The following is a 23,140-nucleotide window of genomic DNA, read 5'->3' as shown; positions in this document are numbered from 1 at the left end:
GTCGGGCGATGGACAATTTGCAGGCCTGGCGACCAACTCCGGGGGTGCTGCGGCAAGGTCAAACCCACACGCACTCAGCTGCGTATCAAGATGCGAGGAGTGGCGTCGCCCGGGAGGGGAGCCTACGATTTCTTGGACGGAGCAATCACGGTCAACTCATCTCAGCTGGAAACGCGATGCAGGTGCAACTCAACACAGACAATCACATCAGCGGCACCGCCAAGCTGGCCGGTTATGTGGAGAACGTCGTCACCGAGGTCTTGGGGCGTTTTGGAGAAAAAATCACCCGTGTCGAGGTCCACCTGAGCGACCAAAACAGCGCGGTGAAGTTCGGCGAGCACGACAAGCGGTGCGTGCTGGAGGCCCGCCTAGCGGGGCGCCAGCCGGTGACGGTGCGCGACGACGCGGCCACGCTGGAGCACGCCCTCGAAGGCGCCGCCGAGAAGATGCGCACGCTGCTAAGCCGCACGCTCGACCGGCTCGAAGACCCGCGTGGGCGGGTGTCGATGGCGGGGGACCAGTCGGGGGACGCGGCGGACGACGATCTGGATGAGGACGAGTAGCCCAAACGCCCGACCCGACCCGCGGACGATGTTCCGCAAAGCAATGGCGAGCCGTCGGCGTCAGCCGCCGGAGTTCTGACAGCTTCGTTGCTCTGGTGGCTCGATCGTTGTCTCCCCCGCGAAACCTCCGGCGGCTTACGCCGACGGCTCCCCCAACGGCGGCAGCGCCTGCTCCAGCACCTGCTTCGCCCCGGGCCAGGCGATGATCGCCTCGATCACCATCCACACCTGCAGAAGCATCGTCACGCCGCCGATGCCGGCTAGCAGCAGGTTGGGCTTCTCGCCCGATACCCAACCGGTGTCTGAGTTGAACATCTGGTAGGCCAGCGCCCACGCGGGGGTCACGATCATCAGCAGCACCGGGATCGCTAGGAACCACACCGGCCGGCCGCGGCGCCAGAGGTAGAAGGCCGTCACCAGCAGCGCCATGCCGGCCAGCAACTGGTTGGTGGCGCCGAACAGCGGCCACAGCAGCAGCCCGCCGGTGCCGTAGTCGGCCTGCCCTCCGCCGGCGGGGGCGGGGCCGCGCATCGTGGCCAGCGCCAGGGCCAGCCCGACCGCCAGCCCGGTCGCCACGTACTTGTTGGTGAGCGGGGAGATTCTTAGCTCGCCGGCCATCTCCTGAATGACGTAGCGCTGCAGCCGTGTGGCGGTGTCGAGCGTGGTGGCGGCGAAGCAGGCCACGAGTACCGCGATGACGCCGATGGCGTACCGCATGGGGATGCCCAGGGCGCCGAGGAAGTTGGCGCCCCCGTCGACAAACGCACCCACGGTGTCTCCCAACCCAAAGCTGCCCCAGGTGGCCTGCGGGTTGTAGCGGGTCTCCCACGCCGCCTGTCCGGCCAGCGCCGCGCCGGAGGCGTCGGTGCGGGCCAGGTAGGAGCCGTCTGCCTGGCGGTCGAACCGCCCCATCCCCACGCCGGCGCAGCAGGCCAAGATCACCAGCACCGCCAGGGCGCCTTCGAGCAGCATTCCGCCGTAGGCGATCGACTGGGCGTCGGTCTCGTTGGCCACCTGCTTGCTGGTGGTGCCGCTGGAGACCAGGCAGTGGAACCCGCTCACCGCGCCGCAGGCGATAGTGATGAACAAGAAGGGCCAGATCGGGGGCGCCCCGTCCGGCGCGCGATCGGCAAGCGCCGGCGCGCTGGCGGCCAGGTCGGCCGTTCCTTGCAGCCCGGCGACCCCCAGACCGACGACCAGCAGCACCAGGGCGACCATCAACTGCTGGCTGTTGATGAAGTCGCGCGGCTGCAGCAGCAGCCACACCGGCAGCACCGACGCCAGGTAGCAGTACACGAACAGCAGCAGCGTCCAGACGATGGTGGGGTTACCCCAGAACGGCAGGTCGGGGTTGGCGGGGATGGCCAGCGGCAGCCAGTCGCAGCCCACGATCACGGCCGCGTAGACCACCACCAGCGCGATCAGCGAGGGCCACAGCAGTTCCCCGCCCGGGCGGCGGTGGGTGTACAGGCCGATGGCCACGGCGATGGGCATCGCGATCCAGACGCTCAGCACGCTCTGCGGGTACATCTTGAAGATCGAGGCCACCACCAGCCCGAACACCGCCAGCACCACCGTGAGGGCGAAGAACAAGATCGCCAGGAACAGCAGCTTGGTGCGCGGGGCGATCATCCGCCCGGCGACGTCGCCCACGGTTTGCCCCCGGCTGCGGAGGCTCACCACCAGGGCGCCGAAGTCGTGCACGGCGCCGACGAAGATCGACCCCAGCACCACCCACAGCAGCGCCGGCAGCCAGCCCCAGAAGACCGCGATCGCCGGCCCCACGATCGGCCCGGTCCCCGCGATGCTGGTGAAGTGGTGCCCGAAGACGATGCTCCGCCGCGTGGGGACGAAGTCGACGTCGTCTTGCAGCTCGCGGCTGGGGGGGACCGCCGCCGGGTCGAGCCGGAACACCTTCTGCGCCAACCAGCGGCCGTAGGTGTTGTAGGCCACGATGAAACCGACGAACGACGCGAGCGCGACACCGAGCGTGAACATGTGCGTAGGGTGCACGTAGTGCACCAAGCGGGGAAAAGTGGATGTAGGCCGGATCAAGCCCGCGTCAGCGGGCGCAGCTCCGGCAAGCGGGGGGGGAGTACCCGCCCCACGCCGGAAGTGCGCCGAGCTTCGCTCGGCTTGTTCCTGCCTACAAGGTTCTAACCGTACCAGTATGGCGTCGCAGCAACTTGGCGCCAGCGGCGCCGGTGGTAGCGATTTGCTGGATTCAACCGGTTGTGCCGCCGATACCCTTCTGTGCAGACACCTGCGCCCGAGCGTCCCGGGGGGGGACGTTTTGATGGCAGCCGGTTGCTCCTGGGGGGGAACACAATGAAACTGCTCTATGCCGCTTTAGCGGTCGGTTTGGCCGTATCTAGCGTTGGTTGCCAGACGCTTGGCAACAAAGGCTGTGGATCGACGGTAGGTTGCGGCGACGCGCCGTGCCACGTCCGGAGGTCGCAACTTGCGCCCCGGCCCACGATCTGCCGCAGCGCGTGCCCACCGGGGGGCGGCTGCCTGCTCGATGGACAGTGTGGCGCCTGCGGCGGCCAGGGCTGCGACGCGTGCGGCGGCTGCGGCAAGGGCTACGGCCTGAGCGGATGCAACGCCAACGCCTGCGTGAACGGCGCGGTCAACGCCGTGCTGGACTGTGCCGAGTGCGACAACCAGTACAACTTCGCCCAGGGCCCGCCGACCGGTCAGACGGCCTACCCGTACTACACGGTGCGTGGGCCGCGCGACTTCTTGGACAGGAATCCGAAATCGATCGGGCCGTACTGAGTCTAGCGTCCCCTCCCAGTGGGCGGGGGCGTTCAATTACGACCGCGTGAAGGGATTCACGCCACCAGCCGCCGCTGACGCAAGGATCGCGTCGAGGCGGCTGGTTTCGTTTGCTGTTGGCCTGTTGGCCTGTTGTCCGTGGTCCGTGGTCCGTGGTCCGTGGTCCGTGGTACGCGCAAGCGGATTGCAACTGGCAACTGGCAACTGGCAACTGACCGCTACTCCACCTTCTCGACGGCTTCCCACGCGCAGCTCTCGACGCTCTGCTCGACGGCTTCGAGCACCGCTACGCAGCGGGCGCCGTCTAGGAACGAGGGGTTGGGGTTCTTGTCTTCGGCGATCCCCTGCAGCAGGTCGTACACGGCGTTCACGAACGAGTGGTCGTAGCCCAGCATGTGGCCCGGCGGCCACCACTGGCCGGCGTAGGGGTGGTCTCCCTCGGTGGCGATGATGCGGCGGAAGCCCTGCGCGCCCGACGCGTCCGCGGTGGAGAAGAAGTCGAGGTAGTTCAGGTCCTCGAAGCACCACGCCAGCGAGCCGAGGCTGCCGTTGATCTCGACGCGGTTGTAGTTCTTCCGCCCGGGCGCCATGCGGGTCGCCTCGAACGTGCCGATGGCGCCCCCCGTGAAGCGGGCCAGGAAGACCGCGGCGTCGTCGACGGTGACCGCCTCGGTCCCGGCGCCGGCGGTGGCCGACAGGCCGGTCGAGGCGCCCTCGGCGGGGCGCTGGGTGATGAACGTCTTCGTGTCGCCCACCACCTCGGAGAACTCGCCCACGAGGTAGCGCGCCAGGTCGACGATGTGCGCCCCCAGGTCGCCCAGGGCGCCGGAGCCCGCGGTCTCCTTGCGCATCCGCCAGTTCATGGGGAACTCGGGGTCCACCAGCCAGTCCTGCAGGTAGGTCGCCCGCACGTGGCGGACCTGGCCGATCTGGCCCGCCTCGATCATCTGCTTGGCCAGCGACACCGCGGGGCACTTGCGGTAGTTGAAGTTGACCATGTGCTTGACCCCCGTGGCGCGGACCGCCTCGAGCATCTTCCGGCACTCGTCCAGCGAGTTGGCCAGCGGCTTCTCGCAGAAGACGTGCTTGCCCGCCTTGGCGGCGGCGATGGCGATCTCTGCGTGCGTGGAGCCGGGGGTGCCGATGTCGACCAGGTCGATGTCCTTCCGCTCTACCAGCCGGCGCCAATCGGTCTCGTAGCCCTGCCAGTCCCATCGCTGGGCGAACGCCTTGACGTCCTCCTCCGTCCGGCCGCAGACCGCCTTCATCACGGGGCGGGCGTCGCAGGGGAAGAACTTATCGACCGACAGGTAGGCGTTCGAGTGGGCCTTGCCCATGAACTTGTAGCCGACCAGACCAACATTGACGTCACGTGCCATGGGGGAGAACTCCGGTAGCGCCTAGCGAGAAGCAAAACGAGCCGTGTGCTAGCAGCAGAGTCTACAAGAAAACCGGCCCGCGTGGAGACGGGGGTAACCCCCGCGGGCGAGCCTCCGGCGTCAGCCGCCGGAGGCTTCGAGGCTCGAACGCCGATCCAATCGGGCCAACCCCACCCCCCGCCAAAACTCCGGCGGCTTACGCCGACGGCTCGCCTAGGCGTTCTCGATGCCGCGGTAAAGCGGTTCGAGCGGGAGCTCGATGCCCAGCTCTGGCAGCGGGATGACCGAGTCCAGACCGCTGTAGGCCTCAAGGTCGAATGCTTCTGCTGTGCGGCGGTATACCGTCACCCTGCACTCATCCTGCTCCAACAACAGGTAGAGCTTCATCGACGGCAATTGCGAATAGATGATCCGCTTCTCGCCCTCGTCGGAACGACGCGTGCTTGGGGAGAGCACTTCGGCGACCAAAACGGGGCGGTCGTGATACACGTCGGCGCCCGGGTTCGGGTCGCACACCACCGACGCATCCGGATAGTAGAGGTAAGTGTAGCCGTTCGTCCGGACACGAACCTTCGTATCAGAGTTCCACGCACTGCACGGGCCGCCCTCCAGTCGCTTAGATAGCTCCACCAGCAACCGTGTAGCGACAAGGTTATGTGCATTCCGCGCCCCTGCCATCGCATAGACGTACCCACCTAGGTACTCGCTCTTCTCCAACGCTAGCTCTTCGCGGGCAAGGTAGTCCTCGACGGACATCAGTTCGATATGCTTCGCGGCTGTCATGACCTAATTGTACCGCTCCCATCCGCACCGGTTCAAGCACAACTGGCGAGCCGCCGGCGTCAGCCGCCGGAGGCTTCCAGGCTCAATCGCCGATCCAAGTCGGTCTACGCCGCCGCCAAAACTCCGGCGGCTTACGCCGACGGCTCGCTTTGGGGTGTTTCCTCTACGATGACCTCCCCTTGGTCCGAACGCCGCAGCCGCACGTGCCGGCGCCACGCCGCGTCGTCGGCAACGGGAAAATCGGTCCGCAGGTGAACGCCCCGGCTTTCGGTGCGCTGCTGGGCGGCCGCGATCATCAGCTCCGACACGATGAGCATGTTCTGCAGCTCCCAGCCGTCCGGCTCGGTCAATTGCCGCGGCAGCACGTAGCGTGTCCAGCGGTGGATGCTGCGGAGCGCCTCGTCCAGGCTCGGCCCGTTGCGCCACACGCCGGCGTTGCGCCACATCAGGCTCTTGAGCGCGTTGCGGATGTCTTCCAGGTCGAGCGCCGCAGAGGCGGCGCCCGCCGGCGCTTCGACCGGCGGGTTCTCCAGCGGGATGGCGTGGAAGGTGTCGCCCTCTTCCAGCGCCAATCGGCTGGCGCCCGCGCCGGCGCGCTGTCCGTACACCAGCCCCTCCAGCAGGCTGTTGGACGCCAAGCGGTTGGCGCCGTGCAGGCCGGAGCTGGTCGCCTCGCCCGCGGCCCACAGCCGCGGCAGCGACGTGCGCGCCTGCTGGTCGACCGCCACGCCGCCGAGCATGTAGTGCGCCCCGGGGCGGACCGGGATCGGGTCGGTCGCGATATCGATGCCGAACTGCATGCACGCCTTGGCGATGCCCGGGAAGCGGGCCCGCACCTCGTCGGCGCCCAGGTGCGCCAGGCTCAGGTAGACGCACGGGTGGCGCGTCTTCTCCATCTGCTCAACGATCGACCGGCTCACCACGTCGCGCGGCGCCAGCTCGGCGCGCTCGTCGTAGCCGGTCATGAAGCGCGCCCCCTCACTGTCGATCAGGTGGGCGCCCTCGCCTCGCACCGCCTCGGTGATCAGGCTCCGGCTGCTGCCGGCGATGTAGAGGACCGTGGGGTGGAACTGCATGAACTCCATGTCGGCCAGCACCGCGCCGGCGCGGAACGCCATCGCGTGGCCGTCGCCGGTGGCGATCGGCGGGTTGGTGCTCTCGCGGTACACCTGGCCCGAGCCGCCGGTGCAGAGGATCGTCTGCTTGGCCCACACAAACGTCTTGCCGTGGTGGGCGTTCCATACCAGCGCTCCACGGCACTCCATGGCTTGGTCGGGGCCCTGGTCGGTGAGCAGGTCGATCGTGAACGTGTCGGGCCAGAGCTGGCCGAGCCGCTGCTGCTCGACCCGGCGGATCATCGCCCTCATGATCTCGTGCCCGGTGGCGTCCCCCAGGGCGTGCACGATGCGGCGGTGGCTGTGCCCCCCCTCGCGTCCTAGCATCAGCTCGCCCCCGGCGTGGGCGTCGAACACTGCGCCCCACTGCATCAGCAGCCGGATGGCCTCGGGCGCCTCACGGACGACCATCTCGACCACCTGTTGATCGCACAGGTTGGCGCCGGCGACCAGCGTGTCCGCCACGTGGTTTTCGAAGTTGTCGTCCGGGTCCAGAACGCCCGCGATCCCCCCCTGGGCATACGCGCTGTTGGACTCCCGCATGGCGTCCTTGGTGATCACCAGCAGGGATAGCGGCGGGTCGACCTCCATCGCCGCCCGCAGGCCGGCGATCCCCCCGCCGACGATCAAAACATCGACAAAATGGTGGGGGATCCGCTTGGGGTGGAACGGGACCAGGTAGCGCGGGGTTGCGGGTGGCACGGGTTATCCTACGGTTTGGTTACGATTATTTGTGCCTTTCGGAGCGGCATGTTAGCCTGCCTAGGTACGGATTCTATCAGCGGGACAGCGCAATAGGGCGGCGGGAATGCGGCTTATTCTGGTGACGGCGGCCGCGGTTTTGCTCTGCCCGCAGGTTGGTTGGGGAGAGTCTCTCTTCATGGTGGGCAACAGCCTCACCGTTGATTCCCAGCCCGTCCAGCTCGGCAGCATCGCGGCGGCTCAGGGGATCAGCCTGAGCGTGGGCCAGCACATCAACTGCAACAGCAGCCTGACGACGATCCTCAACAATCCAGGCACGACGTGCGTGATCCCCGCCTACGGCACGTTCGACACCGCGCTGCCGGGCTATGCTTGGGACAAAGTAAGTTTTCAGTCGTTTGCCGGCCAGAACTCTACGATGGCCAACGATGTCGCGTCGTTCAACCAACTGACAAGCGTGCTGCGGCAGAACCCCGCCAACGCCGACTCACAGCTCTACCTCTACCAGTCTTGGCCGCTGATCCAGAACTGGGATCAGTGGGAGCAACCCGTTGCTAACACGCTGACTCAGGCCACGGTGCACCAGCGAGACTACTTCGACCACTTGCTCGGGCGTATCCAGGCGACCGAGCCCGGCACGCTGTTGATCCCCGAGGCCGAGGTGTTCTTCCGTGTGCGGGAAGCGATCGCGGCCGGCGAGATCACCGGCGTCGCGTCCTTTACCGAGATGTACCGGGATCAAACGCACGCCAGCTACGGGCTGGGGAGGTTTGTCGCCAACACGACGCTCGCCAGCACGCTCTTCCAAACCGACCAAACGGGCCAGCCGTCGCCGTTCGACTCGACGTTCGACGGCGTCCAGTATTCCATCACCACGCGCAACCAGTTGCAGGCGATCGTCTGGGACGTCGTCAAGAACCACCCCGACGCCGGCATCGCCCAGACCCTCACCCCGGGCGACTACAATGGCGACGGCTCGGTGACCGCCGCGGACCTGCAGGTTTGGAAGGCGAATCTCGGCTCGAAGTCGCACCTCTCCGCCGACGGCAACCACGACGGCCGCGTCGACGCGGCCGACTACACCGTGTGGCGAGACGCGTTCTCGCAGATGGCCGCTATCGGCGGCGGCTCGGGCGTGCCCGAGCCTTCCTCCGCGGTGCTGGCGGCGGCGGGCGCCGCGCTCGCGGCGTTTGCCCTCAGGGCTCGTAGACCGCGAAAGTAACGTCCCGCACGCCGGCCTCGACGCACTCTAGCAGGATCGGCTCCACCGCGGCGTAGGTCGCCTGCCGGTCGGTGCGGATCCGCACCTCTAGCGGCGTCGCCCGCCGCTCGGTCAGGCGCCGCAAACGTTGGCCGATCTCTCCCGCCTCGACCCGCTCGCCGGCGATCTGCGCCGCGCCCGAAGCCAGCACGTTGATCGTCACCCGCGCCGGCGGCGTGTCGGCGTCCTGCTCGCCCGACGAGGCGTCTGGCAGGTCGAGCTCGAGGTGCGTCTCTTGCTGGGCCAGGTGGCTGCTGACCAAGAAGAAGATGATCAGCAAAAACACCACGTCGATCATCGGCGTGAGGTTCACCGACAAAGGCTCCCGAGGCGCCAACCAGGGCTTCATGGCTTACCTTGTTGATGAAGGACAGGCGCCGCCAAGACGCCATGAGCGCCAAGACGCGCCAAGACGGACGGACGATTGAACCGCCAAGGTCGCCAAGAAGCGCCAAGACGGAGGGAAGGAATGAAGTTTGGACAGGATTGACGGGATCAACAGGACGAAGGCTCTTAGGAGTCGACTTAGCAAGTTACATGTGGGCTACTCCCGATCGCTAATCTTTCTATCCTGTCGATCCTGTAAATCCTGTCCCTATCTTCTTGCGTCCTTGGCGCTCTTGGCGTCCTTGGCGGTTCCCCTTCGTCCGACTTGGCGCTCGTGGCGTCTTGGCGGTTCAATCTTCCGTTAGCCTGACGCTTTCACTCGGCCCGTCAGCATCAGCTTGAGCGGCCGCAGGGCGCGTTGGGCTTCCAGCGCGGTGTAGGAGACGCAGCCGTCGACCCGGTTGCGGAACAGCGCGAAGGCCGCCAGCGCGGGGATCGCCACCACCAACCCGCCGACGGTGGTCACCAGCGCCTGGTAGATGCCCGAGGCCAGCTCGCTGGCCCGGGCGGCGCCCTGGGTGCTAGCGACCTCTTGGAACGCAAAGATCATCCCGACCACCGTGCCCAAGAGCCCGATCATCGGCGCGATGTTGGCGATCACGCTCAGGTACTCGATCTTGCGGAACAGCCGGGCCGACTGGTCGGAGAGCGTATCTTCCAGCGCCTTCTCTACCTCGCCCCAACCGCCATCGGCCTCGGCGAGCGCCGCCTTGAGCGACGTGGCCAGCACGCTGGGCTGCAGGTCGCACGCCTGAGCGGCGCCCAGCAGTTGGCCCTGCGTGAGCCGCGTCGCCACGCCGTCGGCCAGACCCGGGGGCGCCAGCACGCTCTGGCGGATCGACAGCGCGTGCTCAACCGCTAGCGCCAGGGCCGCGATCGACAGCGCCGCCAGCAGCGACACGATCGCCACGCCGACCCAACCGCCGGAAAAGACAATGTCAAAAAACCCGGCGGCGTCTTGGGCGAGGATCATCCCTAGAGTCTGGCAAACGGACGCTGAACCGCCAAGACGCCACGAGCGCCAAGGACGCCACGACGGACGGAAAGGGAACCGCCAAGGTCGCCAAGAAGCGCCAAGACGGAAGGACAGAAGGACAGAAGGACAGAAGGACAGAAGGACAGAAGGACAGACGCCTGGACAGGACTTACGGGATAGAAGGAGTGGCGATCAAGAGAAGTCCTAATGAATCTTTCTTGGGCGATTCATGAAACCCCTCATCCTGTTGATCGTGTCAATCCGGTCTTTTCTCCTTTTGTCCTTGGCGCTCGTGGCGTCCTTGGCGGTTCCTCCGTCCGTCTTGGCGCGTCGTGGCGTTCGTGGCGTCTTGGTGGTTCCTAGCGGCCGAGGGTGGTCACGTCCACGTAGCCGTAGCTGCCGCCGGTTCGGGCGGCGAGTTCGGTGAGGAAGTTCCGCTCGCTGCGGCGCGGGCCGTCGCCGAACTCGATGGTGTTGATCGCCGCGCCGGCGCGGCGGTTTCGGTCGATGATACGCTCGATCTCGCTGCGGGTCATCGCGTCGTCGGCATCGGTGAGGAAGAACACCGCGTCGGGCCCGTACGCCAGGGCCTGGGCGAGCGCAGAGTAGCGATCGGTGCCGCCGTCGGCAGAGATGCCCCCCACGAAGCGGGCCGCCTCCTGCTTGCTCGCGTCGTCGGCAAACGCCACGCGGTCCTGCCCGCCGCTCAGGTCGAACGCCGTGAGCCGGTGGTTGAAGAACACGATCTGGAACTGATGGACCGTGTCGAGCGACTCCAGGCTTTGCAGCAGCTCGCGTTTAGCGGCCGACAGCGGCGGGCCGTTCATGCTGACCGAACGGTCGAACACGTACACAAACCGGCTCCCTTCGCCCACCACGCCGAACACCTCAACCCGCGCCTTGCCCCCCTGGGGCCTCCCGCCGCCGGCGGCCCCCCCCTCGGTCATCTCGGCCGCCGAGCCCACGCCGGGCGACTGGGCCGCGGCCGGGCCGGGGCCCACCGGCTTGGGCAGGAACGCCGCGGCTGCCGCGGCGCTCGATTCGGTCGGCAGCGCCGCGTCGGGCGTCGCGTTCTCTGCCGGGTTGGGGCTGGCGGCTTCGGTCGGGGGCGCAGGGTCGGGGTTCTCGTGGTCGGCGTCGCTCTGGCCGTCGGACTGCTCGCTCCGCAGCACGATCCCGACCGACCGGCTCGCCTGGTCCGCGGCGCCTTCGGGGAGCCGCCCCACGACCAGCACCGCGGTCATCAACAGCAGCCCGTGCACCACCAACGAGGCCAGCCAAGCGGGCCAGTAGCGTTCGGGGTCGATCTGTGTGTTGGTCATCCTGCGGTCGCCGCTAGAGGAACGAAAAGAATGTCCAATGACCAAGCCGAAATGACCAATCGCGGAAACGCTGGTCCGTTGGTCATTTAGGCTTGTTCATTGGTCATTCAATCCTGTGCGTCTCTGCGAGAGACCTTCCGCCCCCGCTGCTACTGTTGGCGTTAGCCCCCGCTCTTCCCCCGCAGCTTGCCGCTCGGCGTGCGTGGGTTGCTCATCGAGGCGCGCCACTGCTGGTACGCGGCCTTGAGTTCCGCGACCACCTGCGGGTGATCGTCGGCCAGGTTTCTTGTTTCGCCGATGTCGCTCTCGAGGTCGAACAACACGTCGCCGTCCGGGTAAGCGTACGGCTCGCCGCGTTGGGCGAAGCCGTCCACCAGCGTGAACGTGCTGTGGTTCCAGCCGGCGTTCATGGCCAGCTTCCACTTGCCGCGGCGGATGACGCCGGTCTGGCGGCCGTTGGACCAGCAGAGCTCGTCGTGCCCGGCGCTGGCAGTGGGCGTCTGGACGACGCCGACCAACGACCCGCCGTCGAGCTCCGCTGCTGCTGGTTCGCCCAGCACCTCAAGCACGGTCGGCACGAGGTCCATCGCGCTCACGAGCGCCCCGCAGGTGTCGCCGGCGGGAAACCCCGGCCCGGTGACGATCATCGGCACGCGGATCCCCCCCTCGCCGAACATGTACTTCGTGCCCGAAAGCGGCGCGTTGATCGAGTAGTTGTTCCCCTCGCCGCCGTTGTCGGAGAGCAGCACAACGATCGTGTCGTCGAGCACGCCGCGGGCCTCGAGCGTGTCGAGCACGCGTCCCACGCCGGCGTCGAGCGCCATTAGTTGCGACAGGTATCGCTTGCGGCCCAGCGTGTCGATCGCGTCCAGGTGGCCCCAGCGGCGGTGCCACTTCTCCCAGCCCACCTCGTTCGGGTCCCAGTAGGGGAACCTCCAGCGCGGGGCGTCGCGGTCCCAAGCGGGCTGGGTGAAGCCGACCCGCGCGGCGTACTTGGGGCTGGCGATGTACGTGGGGGCGTGGACCGCGTTGTACTCCAGCTGCAGGTAGAACGGCTGCTCGCCGCGCTCACGGGCGATGAACTCCACTGCTTCGTCGGAGAAGACGTCGGTAGTAAACCCGTCTGGGAACTCGGCCGGCTCACCGCGGCCCCGTTCTAGCGGGCCGACGTTGAGGATCCCCAGCGGCCGCCCCGCGGCGCGCTGCTCGTACGCCTCGCGGTCGGCGTGGGTGAGCCGCAGGTAGTCCCACGTGTGGTGGCGGAAGCCGAGGAACTCGTCGAAGCCGTGGTCGAGCGGGTGTTCTGCAGGTCCGCCGTTGAGGTGGGTCTTGCCCACCTTCTTGGTCGCGTAGCCGAGCGCCCTGAGCCGCTGCGCGAGCGTCGTCTCGCCCTTGGGCAGCCCGCCGTCGCCGAACCAGTAGTTGCCCCACCGCTGCTGGTAGCGGCCGGTGATCAGGCCGCACCGGCTGGGGCTGCAGATCGGCGCCGTGGCGTAGGCGTCAGAGAAATAGACGCCCCGCGCCGCCAGCCGATCGAGCCCGGGGGTCCCCATCGCCCGCACGTCGGGGGGCGCCTGCGGCAAGAACGCCAGGTCGGCGTAGCCCAGGTCGTCCGCCACGATAATCACCACGCTCGGCCGTGGGGCGGCATGAACGGCGGGCGACCAGAGGGCCGCGACGACGGCCAGCAAGGAAAGAGTCTTCATGCTCGAAATTGTAACCAGAAAAGGTTTCGGCCACGGATAGCACGGATTTCACGGATAGGAAGATCGCCACAAAAAAGGCACGAAGAAGCACAAGAACCGCTGCCGCGTGAGGCGACAAGCCGCCGGGGGCGCTCTGCGATTCGTGCCCACCACGTTGTGCTACCTTGTGCCTTTTCGTGGCAATACCGTCCGGAACGCGGTTTGCGGCAGATGTAAGGTTTGCCCCGGCCGGCCAACCGGCTTAGAGTTTGTGCATTGGCCGGAGCGATTTCTCCCCAAGAACCTATCCACCAGGAGCCTCATCATGGTCAGTCGTCGTTCGTTCCTCCAAGCCTCTGCCGGCACGATGGCCGCCGGCGCTATGTTCTCGCCGCTGGGCATGCGGTCGGCCCGCGCCGCTACGCCGTTCAAGCCGATCGAACTCCCCTACGCCTTCGACGCGCTCGAGCCCTTCATCGACGCCCGCACGATGGAGATCCACTACGGCAAGCACTACGCCGGGTACATCGAAAAGCTCAACGCCGCGGTCGCGGCCAACCCCGAGCTCGAGGGCATGCGGCCCGCGGCGCTCGTGGCCAAGTGGAAGTCGCTCCCCGAGGCGGCCCAGACCGCGGTCCGCAACAACGGCGGCGGCATGGTGAACCACTCCTTCTTCTGGAAGGTGATGGGCCCCAACGCCGGCGGCAAGCCGAAGGGCAAGGTGGCGGAGATGATCGGCGCCCAGCTCGGCGGCTTCGACAAGTTCAAGGCAGACTTCGCCGCCGCGGCGGGCAGCCGGTTCGGCAGCGGCTGGGCCTGGCTGGTCGCCAAGGGGGATCAGCTTCAGATCGTCAGCACCCCCAACCAGGACAGCCCCCTCACCATGGGCCTGCGGCCGCTGCTGGGGATCGACGTCTGGGAGCACGCCTACTACCTCAAGTACCAGAACCGCCGCGCCGATTACATCGACGCCTGGTGGAACGTGGTGAACTGGGACCAGGTCGAAGAGAACGCCAAGTCCGCGATGGGCTAACAGGCGCGAGCGGGCCTACACGGGGAGCCGGGGGCGAGCAGTCGAGTCGGATGCGTTATCCTGAGCGGCCGGACACAAGTCCGCCGAGCAGTTTCAAATCCCTCTCTCTCGCCCCCCGCTTCTTCCATGGCTCCTACGAACCCCTTGTCCTGCGTCGGTCGCACCGCGCTGGTGACCGGCAGCACCCGCGGCCTGGGCAAGCAGATCGCCCTCGGGCTCGCCCGCAACGGCGCCCGCGTGGCGATGAACTACTTGGGCAACGAGCAGGTCGCCCACGCCGCGCTGGCAGAGCTTGAGGCCGTCGGGGGCCAGCACTGCCTGGTGCGGGGCGACGTGACCGACGAGGCGGGGGTCCGCGCGGTGCTGGCCGACGTAGCGGGCGCCATCGGGCCGGTCGACATCTTGGTGCCCAACGCCACCTGCGATCAGCCGATGCTGCCGATCGAGCAGAACGACTGGGCCTACTTCCAGCGGATGGTCGACTTCTTCATGAAGAGCCCGTTCCTGCTGACCCAGGGCTGCCTGCCCCACATGCGCGATCAGAAGTGGGGCCGGATCATCCACATCACCAGCGAGGTGTTCGCCGGCGCCTGGCCCGAGTTCTGTCCGTACGTCTCGGCCAAAGGGGGGCAGGTGGGCCTAGCCCGCTCGAACGCCGCTGAGCTGGCCCCCGCGGGGATCACGGTCAACATGGTGGCCCCCGGCTGGATCCCGGTCGAACGCCACGCGGGCGCCACCCAAGAGGACCGCGCCGCGTACCTGGAGCAGGCCCCCATGGGCCGGTTCGGCACGCCGGCCGACGTCGCCGCCGCGGTGGCGTACCTGGCGAGCGAAGGGGCGGGTTTCGTCACCGGGACTACGCTGAGCGTCAACGGCGGGCGGACGATCTCGTAGCGGGATGGGGCGACCGCGGTCAGCGCTATTGCACGTCGCGCGGGTGGGGCAAAGCCGGAATGGACCCGCTCAGGTAGCGGAAGGCCAACACAACCCGCGGCGCCCTTCGGTCGGTCCGTTCTCCTGCGCGCTAGGCCCCTTTGTCGGCGCCCTTGAGCCGCTCGTTTAGCTTCTCGCGGTACGCGGCCACGTCGTCTTGGTGGAGCGTGGCGCACGGCAGGAACATGGTGCCGGCGCCGGCCAGCGGCACGGCTTCGTCGATCTTGCGCGTCAGCGACGCCAGCAAGCGGATCGCCTCGTAGCCGTACTGGTACGGGTTCTGGACGACGGTTCCATGGATCTCGCCCGACTCGACGCCGCGGAGCGTCCCTTCGTGCTCGTCGAAGGCGACGACCTTCACGTCGCCGCCCCGTTTGGCCTCTTTCACCGCGTCCGCCGCCAAGGGGCCGACGTAACCGTACAGCCCCACGATGCACTTCAGATCGGGGTGGTCCTTGAGGGCCTGCTGGAGGTTGGCCTTGCACTTGTCCGGGTCGCTCTCGTCGAAGTACGTCTTGACGATGGTGTAGCCGTTGCCCTCGGCGGGCTCCTCGGGGGTTTCGTCGTCCTCGGGGTCTCGATCGGTCGCGTTGAGCAGCGCGTACATGAACGCCGCGCGGCGCTGCCGGGCGTTCTCGCGGTCGACGTCTCCCAGGAAGATGGCGACCTCGCCGCCGTCCGGGAGCGCCTCGCGCACCAGCTCTGCGGACAGCTTGCCCGCCGCGTAGTTGCTGGTGCCGATGTAGCAGTGGCGGAGCGACTGCGGGGAGTCGTTGTCGTAGGTCACCAGCTTCACCTCGGAAGCCAGCCGGCTGAGCATGCGGGTTTGCTCGGCCGGCGCCATCGAGCTCACCGCGACGCCGTCGACCGCTTTCGTATCGATCCGCCCCAGGATCGCGGTCTGCGAGGAGGCGCCCCCTTCGGGGACCGAGACCTCGAGGTCTGCGTCGTAGCGCGATGCCGCGTCGCGCGCTCCGGCGATCACGATCTGCCAGAACGGATCGGGACCGCCGACCACCAGTTGCAGGCGGGGACGCGCCTCGACGGACTTCTCCTCCGACGGCTGGAGGTAGCTCCTGCCGAGGTACCCGAGCCCCACACACAACGCCATAATGACCAACCACATCACCGATCGTTGCGCGCTCATCACACCCTCCGCTTGGGTTCGAGCCGTAGTTAGGACAAGAGAAAAGCCCGCCGCGGCGACGCGGCTTGCCAAGCAGCATAACGCGCCGGCGTCTGGAAAAGTACAGAAAGCCGGCGGGGGCGGCCCAATCCCAAGGTTTGGCGCCCCCCCTACGCGGTGAGCAGCTCGACACGCCGCTCGTCGGAGGCCTTGTTGATGCTGGACCAGTTGTCGCAGGCGGGGTCTTGCTCCGCCGCGCAACGCGCGCGTCCGCGGCACATCAGCAGCGTGTGCGCCGAGGGTACGAACACCAGCGCCAGCAGGGTGCCGCCGAGCACGCCCCCAGAGATCGACGTCGCCAGCGGGGGCCAGAACCCGCCCCCCCCCAACAGCAGCGGCAGGAAGCCGGCCACCGTGGTGAATGTGGTGGAGAGCACGTGCCGGGTGGCGTGCATCACCACGTCGCGAGCGGCGTCGGGGTCGCCGGTGCGGGCCCGGGGGTCTTCGCGGAGGGCGGCCAACACGACGATCGAGTCGTTGATCGCCACGCCGGCCAGACCCATCGTGCCGACGATCGCCATAAAGCCGAACGGGTACCCAAACAGCGCCAGCGACCCGACCCCCAGCCCGATCGACAGCACGCCGACCGATGCGATGAGCGCCGCCAGGCGGAAGCTGCCGAAGCTGAGCACCAGCGTGGCGGCCATCAGCACCGCCAGCACGCTCACGCTCGAAAGGAGGTTGCCGATGGCGTCGTTGCGTTTGCTGGTCTCGCCGCCGTACTCGAACCGGTAGCCGGGGGGGAGCTCGAAGCCGGACTGTGCGAGCCGCTCCCGGAAGGCGCTGAGCACCTGCGCGGGGAGCACGCCGGCGGTGATGTACGCCTTGACCTCGTTCATCCGCTCGGTGTCGAAGTGGGGGATGGCCGCGGTCTCGCTCCTGAGCTCGACGCTGGCGATGGCCGAGAGGGGGAGCCGGCCCGTGGGGGTCGTCAGGTCGAGCGAGGCGACGTCGGCAAGACTCGAGCGGTGGGCGTTGCTCACGCGGACGCGCACCGGAATGTTCTCGGTGTCTTCCAGGATCGAGCCGCCGACGGCGCCCTCAAGCGTCGCGTCTAGCTGCCGGGCGATCGCTAGGTTGTCGAGCCCGGCCAGCCGCGCCTCGTTCTCGTCGACCTCCAAGGAGAGCTTCGGCAGCGACTCGGCCAGGTTGCTGGTGGTGTGCACGACGTCGGGCAGCCCGGTAAGCATCTGCCGCACCTCTTCGCCCAACGACTGCAGCCGCGCCAGGTCGGGCCCGAACAAGCGGACCTCGATCGGCGCCTCGAACGGCGGCCCCTGCTCGAGCTGCTTCACCAGGAACCGCGCCCCGGTGAGCCGCTCGTCGAGCTGCTGCTGCACCTGTTGGATCACCTCGCGCGAGCCCTCGACCTGCCTGAGTTTCACCAGCGCTTGGGCGTACTGCGGCGTCCCCGCGCGGTTGGCCAGCATGTTGTAGTAGAAGCTCGGGGCGCTCTCGCCGAGGAACCAATCGACCCCTTCGATCTCTGGGTGCGCCAGCATCAGGTCGGTCGCCCGCCGCACGATGCGGTCGGTGGCCTCCAGCGACGCGCTGGCGGGCAGGTCCATTTGCACCTGGAACTGATCACGCTCAGCGGGGGGGAAGAACTGCTCGGTGAGCGTGGTGGCGAGCGCGTAGCCCATCACCGGAAAGAGGATGCCGATCCCCACCCCCAGCGCCGGCCAGCGCAGCACGACCCCCAGCGCCCAGCGGTAGCCGCGGGCGAGCTGCGGCGTCTCGATCCCGCTCGACCACCACGCACGCGACGGGCCGCCGCCGGCCGGCAGCGCGATCGCCGCGAGCGCCGGCGTGATCGCCATCGCCAACAAGAACGAGCTGCCGACCGCCAGTATCACGCTGATCGCGATCGAGCCGACGAACTCCCCCGCCGGCCCCGGCATCAGGGCGATCGGCGCGAACGACAGCCACGTGGTCACCGTGGAGCCGAACAGCGGCACGGCCAAGTGCTTGACCGCGCGGCTCACCGCCTCGCTGCCGGAGACGCCGTGCGACAGCCGGTCCCGCACCTCGTCGACCATCACGATCGCGTTGTCGATCAACAGCCCCAGCGCGATAATCAGCCCGGTGACCGACATCTGGTGGATGGGGATGCCAAGAAAGCGCATGCCGCCCAGCACCATCAACGAGGCCAGCGGCAGCGCCGCGCCCACGACCAGCGCGCTCCGCCACCCCATCATCACCCAGATCACCAGCATCACGGCGCCGGCGCCGACCATCAGGTTCCACAGCAGCGTCTCGAGCCGCTGCTCGACGTAGGGGCTCTGGTCGAACACCGTCCGCAGGCCGACGCCCCGCGGCAGCTCGCTGCGGAATTGTTCAATCACTTCGCGGGCGTCGGCAGCCCACAGGTCGATCCGCTGATCGCCGCGCACCAGCGCCCCCAGCGCGACGGCCGGCTTGCCGGAGACGATCGCCAGGCTTGCCGGCGGGTCCTTGATCCCCTTGGACACGTCCGCCACGTCCGCCAGCCGCACGAACCGGCCGTCGGCACCGTACTGGATCGGCGTGCCGCCGATGCGGGAGAGGGAGTCGAGCTCGCTGTCGACCTCCATCAACAGGTTCGCCTCGCCGGTGCGCACCAGCCCAGCCGGGGCCTTGGCGTCGCTGGCGGCCACCGCGTCGGCGACGTCCCTGGCCGAGAGCCCCAGCATCGCCAGGTCGTCTTGCCGGACCTCAACGCGCACCTCTTCGGTCGGGTCGCCAAACGTGTCGACCTCCCGTGTCCCCGGCACGGCCCGGAGCCGACGCTCCAGCTCTTCGGCCCGGCGGCGGAGGATGGCGTAGCTGGGGTCGCTGGGGAGCTCCCAGGTGAGCGCCACCACCGTGGCGTACGCGGACACCTCAAGCATGTCGAAGTCGGGGTGGGACGCCTCGACCGGAAGCAGCGGCCGCGCGTCGTCCAGCTTGTCGCGGACGCGCGACCAGACCTCGTCTACTTGGTAGACGTCGTCCCGCAACTCGATGACGATCGTCGAGATGCCGGTCCTGCTGGTTGAACGCAATTCCTTGATCTCGGCGATCTCCTTCAGCTCTTCCTCCAGCCGCTCGGTCACCAGCGCCTCGACCCGCTCCGGCTTGGCGCCGGCGTACAGCGTGTTGACGATCGCCGCCCGCTGCTTGAGCACCGGGTCTTCCATCCGTGGCAGCACGTAGAACGAGTTGAGCCCGGCCACCACGATCAGCAAGATCGCCAGCACCAGCAGCCGTCGGTTGTCGTAGAACAGGCTAGTCATGGGAGTGGGGTGTGGCCCTAACGGATGTTGACAGACTTGGTTGAAGACGCGCTAGCGAGCCGGGCCGGCCCCGGCCCCGGCGCGGCAGATCAACTCTTGCCGACCTTCGGCGCCACGTGCTGACCCGCCACCACGCGGTGGACGCCGTCCGCCACTACGCGGTCCCCTTCTTCCAACAGCCCACGCACGTACGAGCGGTCTCCGTCCGTGTGCAGCACCTCCACGTCGCGGCTCTCGAGCACGTAGCCCTCGGCGTCTTCGCTGGCCGCAACCACGTACACGGCCCACAGGCCGCGCTGCTGTGGGGCGAGCGCGCGGGTGGGGACCCAGAAGCCGGGCTCGTCGATGGTTTCGGTCAATTCGATGCGCGCCACCTGGCCGTCGACCAGGCCGTAGCCCCCTTCGATCTCGAACACCACGTTGCGGGTGCGCGTCGACGGGTCGAGCTCGGGACGCAGCGAACGCAACTTCCCCTTCATCCGGCGGCCTCCGACCGACAGCGGGTAGGTCTCGCCCACCCGCAGCGTCGCGGCCACGGCCGGCGGGGCCCCGATCCAGGCCTCCAGCGTGTCGCTGACCAGCTCGATCACCCCCTCGCCGGTCGCTACGACCGAGCCTTCGTCCACCATGCGTCGCGCCACGCGCCCCGCGTACGGCGCGTTGAGGATCGAGTCTTCGAGCTCGTGGTCCACGTCGGCCAGCGACGCCTCGAGCGCCGCCACCCGGGCCCGCTGCGCATCGACCTGCTCGCTCCGCGTGCCCGCCTCCAGCTCGTCGAGCGACTTCTGCGCCGCGTCCGTGCGGGCGGTGGCGGCGCGCACGTCGTACAGCGATTCGTCGAACTCTTCCTGGCTGATCGCGCGGGTGTCGACTAACCGGCGGCGGCGTTCGAGGTTCTTCTCGGCGATCTCTTGCGTCGCCTGCAGGCTACGCACCTCCGCGGCCGAGGCGGCGATGGTCTGCTGGCGCGGACCCGAGACCAGCTCGGCTAGCGCCGCCCGCGCTTCGGCCAGCCGTGCCGCGGTCTCGGCGCGGCGCGCGTCCAGCCGACGCTGGTCGAGCACGGCCAGCGGCTGAGCGGCCTCAACGGCGTCTCCCTCGTCCACCGAGAGCGAATCCACCTTGCCGGCCCGCTGGAACGACAGCGTGCTGCGGCGGGCGGCCACGAGCTGGCCGGTGTAGCTGCGGGCCCGCTCGTACTGCTGCGATCGGCGCAGCGTCACGGCTTCTACCGGCATCGATCGCGCAGCGGTCGGTTGATCGGCGGAGGCCGTCGCCCCCAGCGCCAACGTACGAGCCCCCCAAGCCGCGGCGCCGACAACGAGCAGCGCCGCCAACAAGCGCAGCGCCAAGAAATGACGATGCGTCAATCTGCCGCCAAAAAAAGAGCCGGCCGGGGAGTCCTGAGGCGTCTCATCAACCGCCATGATCAAACAGCTCCTGTTTCACCTGGTCCATATAGGCGTTGAAGTCGTACTCGGTAGAGAAAGGGCGCCAGCCGTGGCCGTCGAGCATCGCGTTCTGGTTCCGCCGCAACGCCCCCAGCGGGTCGGGGAGGCCGATCTCTGGCAGCGAGTCGCTCGACCGCATGATGGTTTGCGCGCCCCAGTTGATCGACCAGAGGCCGAACACGATGTCCTCGGGAGAGCCCCCCGGAGAGATCCGCAGGTCGCCGCACGCGACCGCGTCGCGGACGATGCCGCCGATGATCTCCATGCAACGGCTCTCGCAGTGCTGCATGAGCTGCCGGCGGTCTGCGCTGGTTTTCTCCCAGATGGAGGTCGCCCGCACGATCTGCTCAACAATGAAGAAGTGCGGGAACTGCTCCAAGAACGCCTCCGCCGCGGCGCCTACGGCCGCCATCCGCACCCGTGGCCCACCCGTCGACTGGGCGGCGCGCTGGAACATCTTGGTTCGCGTTTCGAGGGCGGCGTTGGCCAACGCCAACAGGATCTCTTCCTTGTTGCGGAAGTGCTGGTAGACCGTTCCCTTGGAATACTCGATCTCCTCGGCAATGCGGTCCATGCTCAGCCCGAGGTAGCCGGCCTCGCACAGGTGGCGCCGCGCAATGCAGAGGATCTGCTCCTCGCGTCTGCGGATCTCTCGTTGCTTGCGGGTTTCTGCGACCATGAGGGGAATTATTGACAGAGCGTCAGAAATTGACAAGAGGTGAATTTGTGAGCCGAGAACGTTCCTCGGGGTCCACTGGTCGGGTATGCTTAGGCGATGATCTTCAAAGCCATCATCCACGACGCAGAAGAAGGGGGCTTCTGGGCCGAGGTGCCCGCACTGCCCGGCTGTGTCACCCAGGCCGAGAGCCTGGAAGAACTCGAAGCGAACCTCCACGACGCGATCGAAGGTTGGCTCCTAGCGGCCGAGCCTGACACAGGGTCGCCCGGCGAGCGAGTGCTTGAAATCGCTGTATGAAGGCCGTGTCCGGCAAGCGGCAAGCCCAACTCGCGGAAGCAAGAGGATGGCGGCTCGCCCGCATTAGCGGCAGCCATCACGTCTACGTTGCAGAGGGCAGAAGGGAGCGCTTGGTGATCCCGATACACGGGTCGCGCCCCCTCAAGATCGGCCTGCAACGGAGTCTAATGAAGATCGTCCCGGTCGGCGAAGACGAACTCTAACGCTCCCCCGCCTCACTCCGTGATCGCTTCCTTCACCGGCTGCACGAAGTGGGGAGACTTGCCCTTTTCGGTCAGCTCTTGGGCCTTCTTTTCGGCCTCTTTCTTCTGCGAGTAGTCGTACAGCGCGATCCGCTTGAGCTGCTGGTTGAAGACGCCCCAGAAGGCCTTCAGGCGGACCTCGGCGGCGGCCTTGGCGCGGCTCTTCCGCTTGGCGGGCGCCTTCTTGGCTTTTTTCGGGGCGGCGGCCTCTTGCGCCTCGGCGGCGTCGGCTTCGGCCCGCTTGTCTCGGATGCTGATTGTCTTGCGGGCCATCGCACTACGCCTTGCGGGAGATAGGAAGTACCGGCGAAGGGCGTAGTTTACCGCATTCGGCCCGGCCTTTCTATTGGCCGCGAAAAGCAGGAGAAATAGCCACAAAGAGGCACGAAAAAGCACAAAGGGAATGACCCACGGCCAGGCCTCAATGACCGAGACGCAATTGCAATCGCCTGCGAGTTCTAGTCATTGTGGCTGGGGCGTCGGCACCTGGCAGTGTGCATGTAGTTCCGCTCTTTGTGCTTTCTTGTGCCTTTTCGTGGCTATCTTCACGGGGGCAGCACCAACTCAACCCGCAGTTTGTCTGCCTGGGCCTGCATGGCGAACATGAAGTAGATGATCGGGCGCTGGGTGAACTCGCCCCCCTGGGTCGGCGCCTTGCGGCGGGCGTAGAAGAACGTGCGGTCGACCACCACCTCCGGCAGCCGGCGTTGTTCTACCGCGAAGATCACCCGCTCTAGGAACTCTAGCTCCACCGGGCGGCGGGCCAGCAGCCCGTACACCAGCCGGTCGCGCAGCGGCGGGCGGCGGAAGTCGTTGTTGTTCTCGGCCGGGGCCAGCGACGCGACGCCAACAAGCAGCAACGCCAGCAGCCCGAGCCGGTTTGTCCGTGATTTGATCCGCATACGGTGCAGATAGGGGATGGGGCGCCGCGGTGCAAGAGCAACGCGCCCGATAGCTGCCGACCTAAAGGTCGGCGCGAGCGGCGCGCCCCCCTCCCCCCGCGCGTCTGCTAGCGGAACGTGCGGGATTGAGGAAAAATGGGGCGCGCGCCGACCGTAGGTCGGCAGCTATTGGGCGCGTGCTCTTGGGAGATCTGCGTTCCAGATCTTGCGAA

The 23,140-nt window shown here is 67.5% G+C and carries 21 protein-coding genes; 7 read left to right on the top strand and 14 right to left on the bottom strand.

What is annotated here, in order from left to right; all coding sequences use genetic code 11:
• Nucleotides 1-176: 176 nt before the first annotated feature.
• Nucleotides 177-563 carry an HPF/RaiA family ribosome-associated protein gene (locus Pla175_RS00395; RefSeq protein WP_145280215.1) on the top strand — a complete coding sequence of 129 codons (387 nt, stop codon included), beginning with the start codon at nucleotides 177-179 and terminating at the stop codon, nucleotides 561-563.
• A gap of 135 nt (nucleotides 564-698) precedes the next feature.
• Here the strand turns inward: Pla175_RS00395 and Pla175_RS00390 are convergent, their stop codons facing one another.
• The gene (locus Pla175_RS00390; protein WP_145280213.1) at nucleotides 699-2,561 is read right to left on the bottom strand and encodes a carbon starvation CstA family protein; all 1,863 of its coding nucleotides are present in this window, start codon (nucleotides 2,559-2,561) and stop codon (nucleotides 699-701) included.
• Nucleotides 2,562-2,891: 330 nt separating this feature from the next.
• Between Pla175_RS00390 and Pla175_RS00385 the strand changes: the two genes are divergently transcribed.
• The gene (locus Pla175_RS00385; RefSeq protein ID WP_145280212.1) at nucleotides 2,892-3,341 is read left to right on the top strand and encodes a hypothetical protein; all 450 of its coding nucleotides are present in this window, start codon (nucleotides 2,892-2,894) and stop codon (nucleotides 3,339-3,341) included.
• 218 nt (nucleotides 3,342-3,559) lie between these two features.
• Here Pla175_RS00385 and Pla175_RS00380 read toward each other — a convergent pair whose 3' ends face one another.
• The 3 genes from Pla175_RS00380 to nadB form a co-directional block, all read right to left on the bottom strand.
• Complete coding sequence (locus Pla175_RS00380; RefSeq protein WP_145280210.1) at nucleotides 3,560-4,720, bottom strand: Gfo/Idh/MocA family protein; 1,161 nt, start codon at nucleotides 4,718-4,720, stop codon at nucleotides 3,560-3,562.
• A gap of 213 nt (nucleotides 4,721-4,933) precedes the next feature.
• Entirely contained in the window at nucleotides 4,934-5,503 is a 570-nt protein-coding gene (locus Pla175_RS00375; RefSeq protein ID WP_145280207.1) for a Uma2 family endonuclease, read from the bottom strand.
• Between the two features lie 131 nt (nucleotides 5,504-5,634).
• Nucleotides 5,635-7,320 (bottom strand): L-aspartate oxidase, encoded by a 1,686-nt coding sequence (gene nadB, locus Pla175_RS00370; protein WP_145280206.1) that lies wholly within the window; start codon nucleotides 7,318-7,320, stop codon nucleotides 5,635-5,637.
• 106 nt (nucleotides 7,321-7,426) lie between these two features.
• Here nadB and Pla175_RS00365 point away from each other — a divergent pair, with 106 nt between their 5' ends.
• On the top strand, nucleotides 7,427-8,542 hold the full coding sequence (locus Pla175_RS00365) for a dockerin type I domain-containing protein (protein ID WP_145280204.1): 1,116 nt from the start codon (nucleotides 7,427-7,429) through the stop codon (nucleotides 8,540-8,542).
• On the opposite strand, the gene Pla175_RS00360 is transcribed toward Pla175_RS00365, so the two are convergent.
• From Pla175_RS00360 to Pla175_RS00345, 4 genes are all read right to left on the bottom strand, one after another.
• The gene (locus Pla175_RS00360) at nucleotides 8,517-8,930 is read right to left on the bottom strand and encodes an ExbD/TolR family protein (RefSeq protein WP_145280202.1); all 414 of its coding nucleotides are present in this window, start codon (nucleotides 8,928-8,930) and stop codon (nucleotides 8,517-8,519) included. The genes Pla175_RS00365 and Pla175_RS00360 overlap by 26 nt on opposite strands.
• Nucleotides 8,931-9,269: 339 nt before the next feature.
• On the bottom strand, nucleotides 9,270-9,941 hold the full coding sequence (locus Pla175_RS00355) for a MotA/TolQ/ExbB proton channel family protein (RefSeq protein WP_145280200.1): 672 nt from the start codon (nucleotides 9,939-9,941) through the stop codon (nucleotides 9,270-9,272).
• A gap of 362 nt (nucleotides 9,942-10,303) precedes the next feature.
• Entirely contained in the window at nucleotides 10,304-11,266 is a 963-nt protein-coding gene (locus Pla175_RS00350; RefSeq protein WP_145280198.1) for a vWA domain-containing protein, read from the bottom strand.
• Nucleotides 11,267-11,427: 161 nt separating this feature from the next.
• Entirely contained in the window at nucleotides 11,428-12,972 is a 1,545-nt protein-coding gene (locus Pla175_RS00345; protein ID WP_145280197.1) for a sulfatase family protein, read from the bottom strand.
• Nucleotides 12,973-13,276: 304 nt separating this feature from the next.
• On the opposite strand from Pla175_RS00345, the gene Pla175_RS00340 reads away from it, so the two are divergent.
• A complete protein-coding gene (locus Pla175_RS00340; protein WP_145280194.1) occupies nucleotides 13,277-13,984 on the top strand; it encodes a superoxide dismutase in 708 nt (235 codons plus the stop codon).
• Nucleotides 13,985-14,110: 126 nt separating this feature from the next.
• Nucleotides 14,111-14,878, top strand: a complete 768-nt coding sequence (locus Pla175_RS00335) for an SDR family NAD(P)-dependent oxidoreductase (protein WP_145280192.1) — start codon at nucleotides 14,111-14,113, stop codon at nucleotides 14,876-14,878.
• Nucleotides 14,879-15,008: 130 nt separating this feature from the next.
• Here the strand turns inward: Pla175_RS00335 and Pla175_RS00330 are convergent, their stop codons facing one another.
• The 4 genes from Pla175_RS00330 to Pla175_RS00315 form a co-directional block, all read right to left on the bottom strand.
• Nucleotides 15,009-16,064 carry a substrate-binding domain-containing protein gene (locus Pla175_RS00330; protein ID WP_145280190.1) on the bottom strand — a complete coding sequence of 352 codons (1,056 nt, stop codon included), beginning with the start codon at nucleotides 16,062-16,064 and terminating at the stop codon, nucleotides 15,009-15,011.
• A gap of 149 nt (nucleotides 16,065-16,213) precedes the next feature.
• Complete coding sequence (locus tag Pla175_RS00325; RefSeq protein WP_145280188.1) at nucleotides 16,214-19,357, bottom strand: efflux RND transporter permease subunit; 3,144 nt, start codon at nucleotides 19,355-19,357, stop codon at nucleotides 16,214-16,216.
• A gap of 89 nt (nucleotides 19,358-19,446) precedes the next feature.
• Nucleotides 19,447-20,727, bottom strand: coding sequence for an efflux RND transporter periplasmic adaptor subunit (locus tag Pla175_RS00320; protein ID WP_231954088.1), 1,281 nt, complete (start codon nucleotides 20,725-20,727; stop codon nucleotides 19,447-19,449).
• 46 nt (nucleotides 20,728-20,773) lie between these two features.
• Nucleotides 20,774-21,487 (bottom strand): TetR/AcrR family transcriptional regulator, encoded by a 714-nt coding sequence (locus tag Pla175_RS00315; protein ID WP_145280184.1) that lies wholly within the window; start codon nucleotides 21,485-21,487, stop codon nucleotides 20,774-20,776.
• Between the two features lie 96 nt (nucleotides 21,488-21,583).
• Here Pla175_RS00315 and Pla175_RS00310 point away from each other — a divergent pair, with 96 nt between their 5' ends.
• Both Pla175_RS00310 and Pla175_RS26935 read left to right on the top strand, forming a co-directional pair.
• The gene (locus tag Pla175_RS00310) at nucleotides 21,584-21,784 is read left to right on the top strand and encodes a type II toxin-antitoxin system HicB family antitoxin (RefSeq protein WP_145280182.1); all 201 of its coding nucleotides are present in this window, start codon (nucleotides 21,584-21,586) and stop codon (nucleotides 21,782-21,784) included.
• On the top strand, nucleotides 21,781-21,987 hold the full coding sequence (locus tag Pla175_RS26935) for a type II toxin-antitoxin system HicA family toxin (RefSeq protein ID WP_145280180.1): 207 nt from the start codon (nucleotides 21,781-21,783) through the stop codon (nucleotides 21,985-21,987). The genes Pla175_RS00310 and Pla175_RS26935 overlap by 4 nt, the downstream gene beginning before the upstream one ends.
• A 12-nt stretch (nucleotides 21,988-21,999) precedes the next feature.
• On the opposite strand, the gene Pla175_RS00300 is transcribed toward Pla175_RS26935, so the two are convergent.
• Entirely contained in the window at nucleotides 22,000-22,299 is a 300-nt protein-coding gene (locus tag Pla175_RS00300; protein WP_145280178.1) for a hypothetical protein, read from the bottom strand.
• A 272-nt stretch (nucleotides 22,300-22,571) separates the two neighbouring features.
• On the bottom strand, nucleotides 22,572-22,928 hold the full coding sequence (locus tag Pla175_RS00295; protein ID WP_145280176.1) for a hypothetical protein: 357 nt from the start codon (nucleotides 22,926-22,928) through the stop codon (nucleotides 22,572-22,574).
• Nucleotides 22,929-23,140 lie beyond the last annotated feature (212 nt).

This window comes from Pirellulimonas nuda (genome assembly GCF_007750855.1).
Classification (GTDB): Bacteria; Planctomycetota; Planctomycetia; order Pirellulales; family Lacipirellulaceae; genus Pirellulimonas; species Pirellulimonas nuda.
Note: the sequence above shows the minus strand (reverse complement) of the source record. Positions and strands in the feature narration are given on the sequence as shown.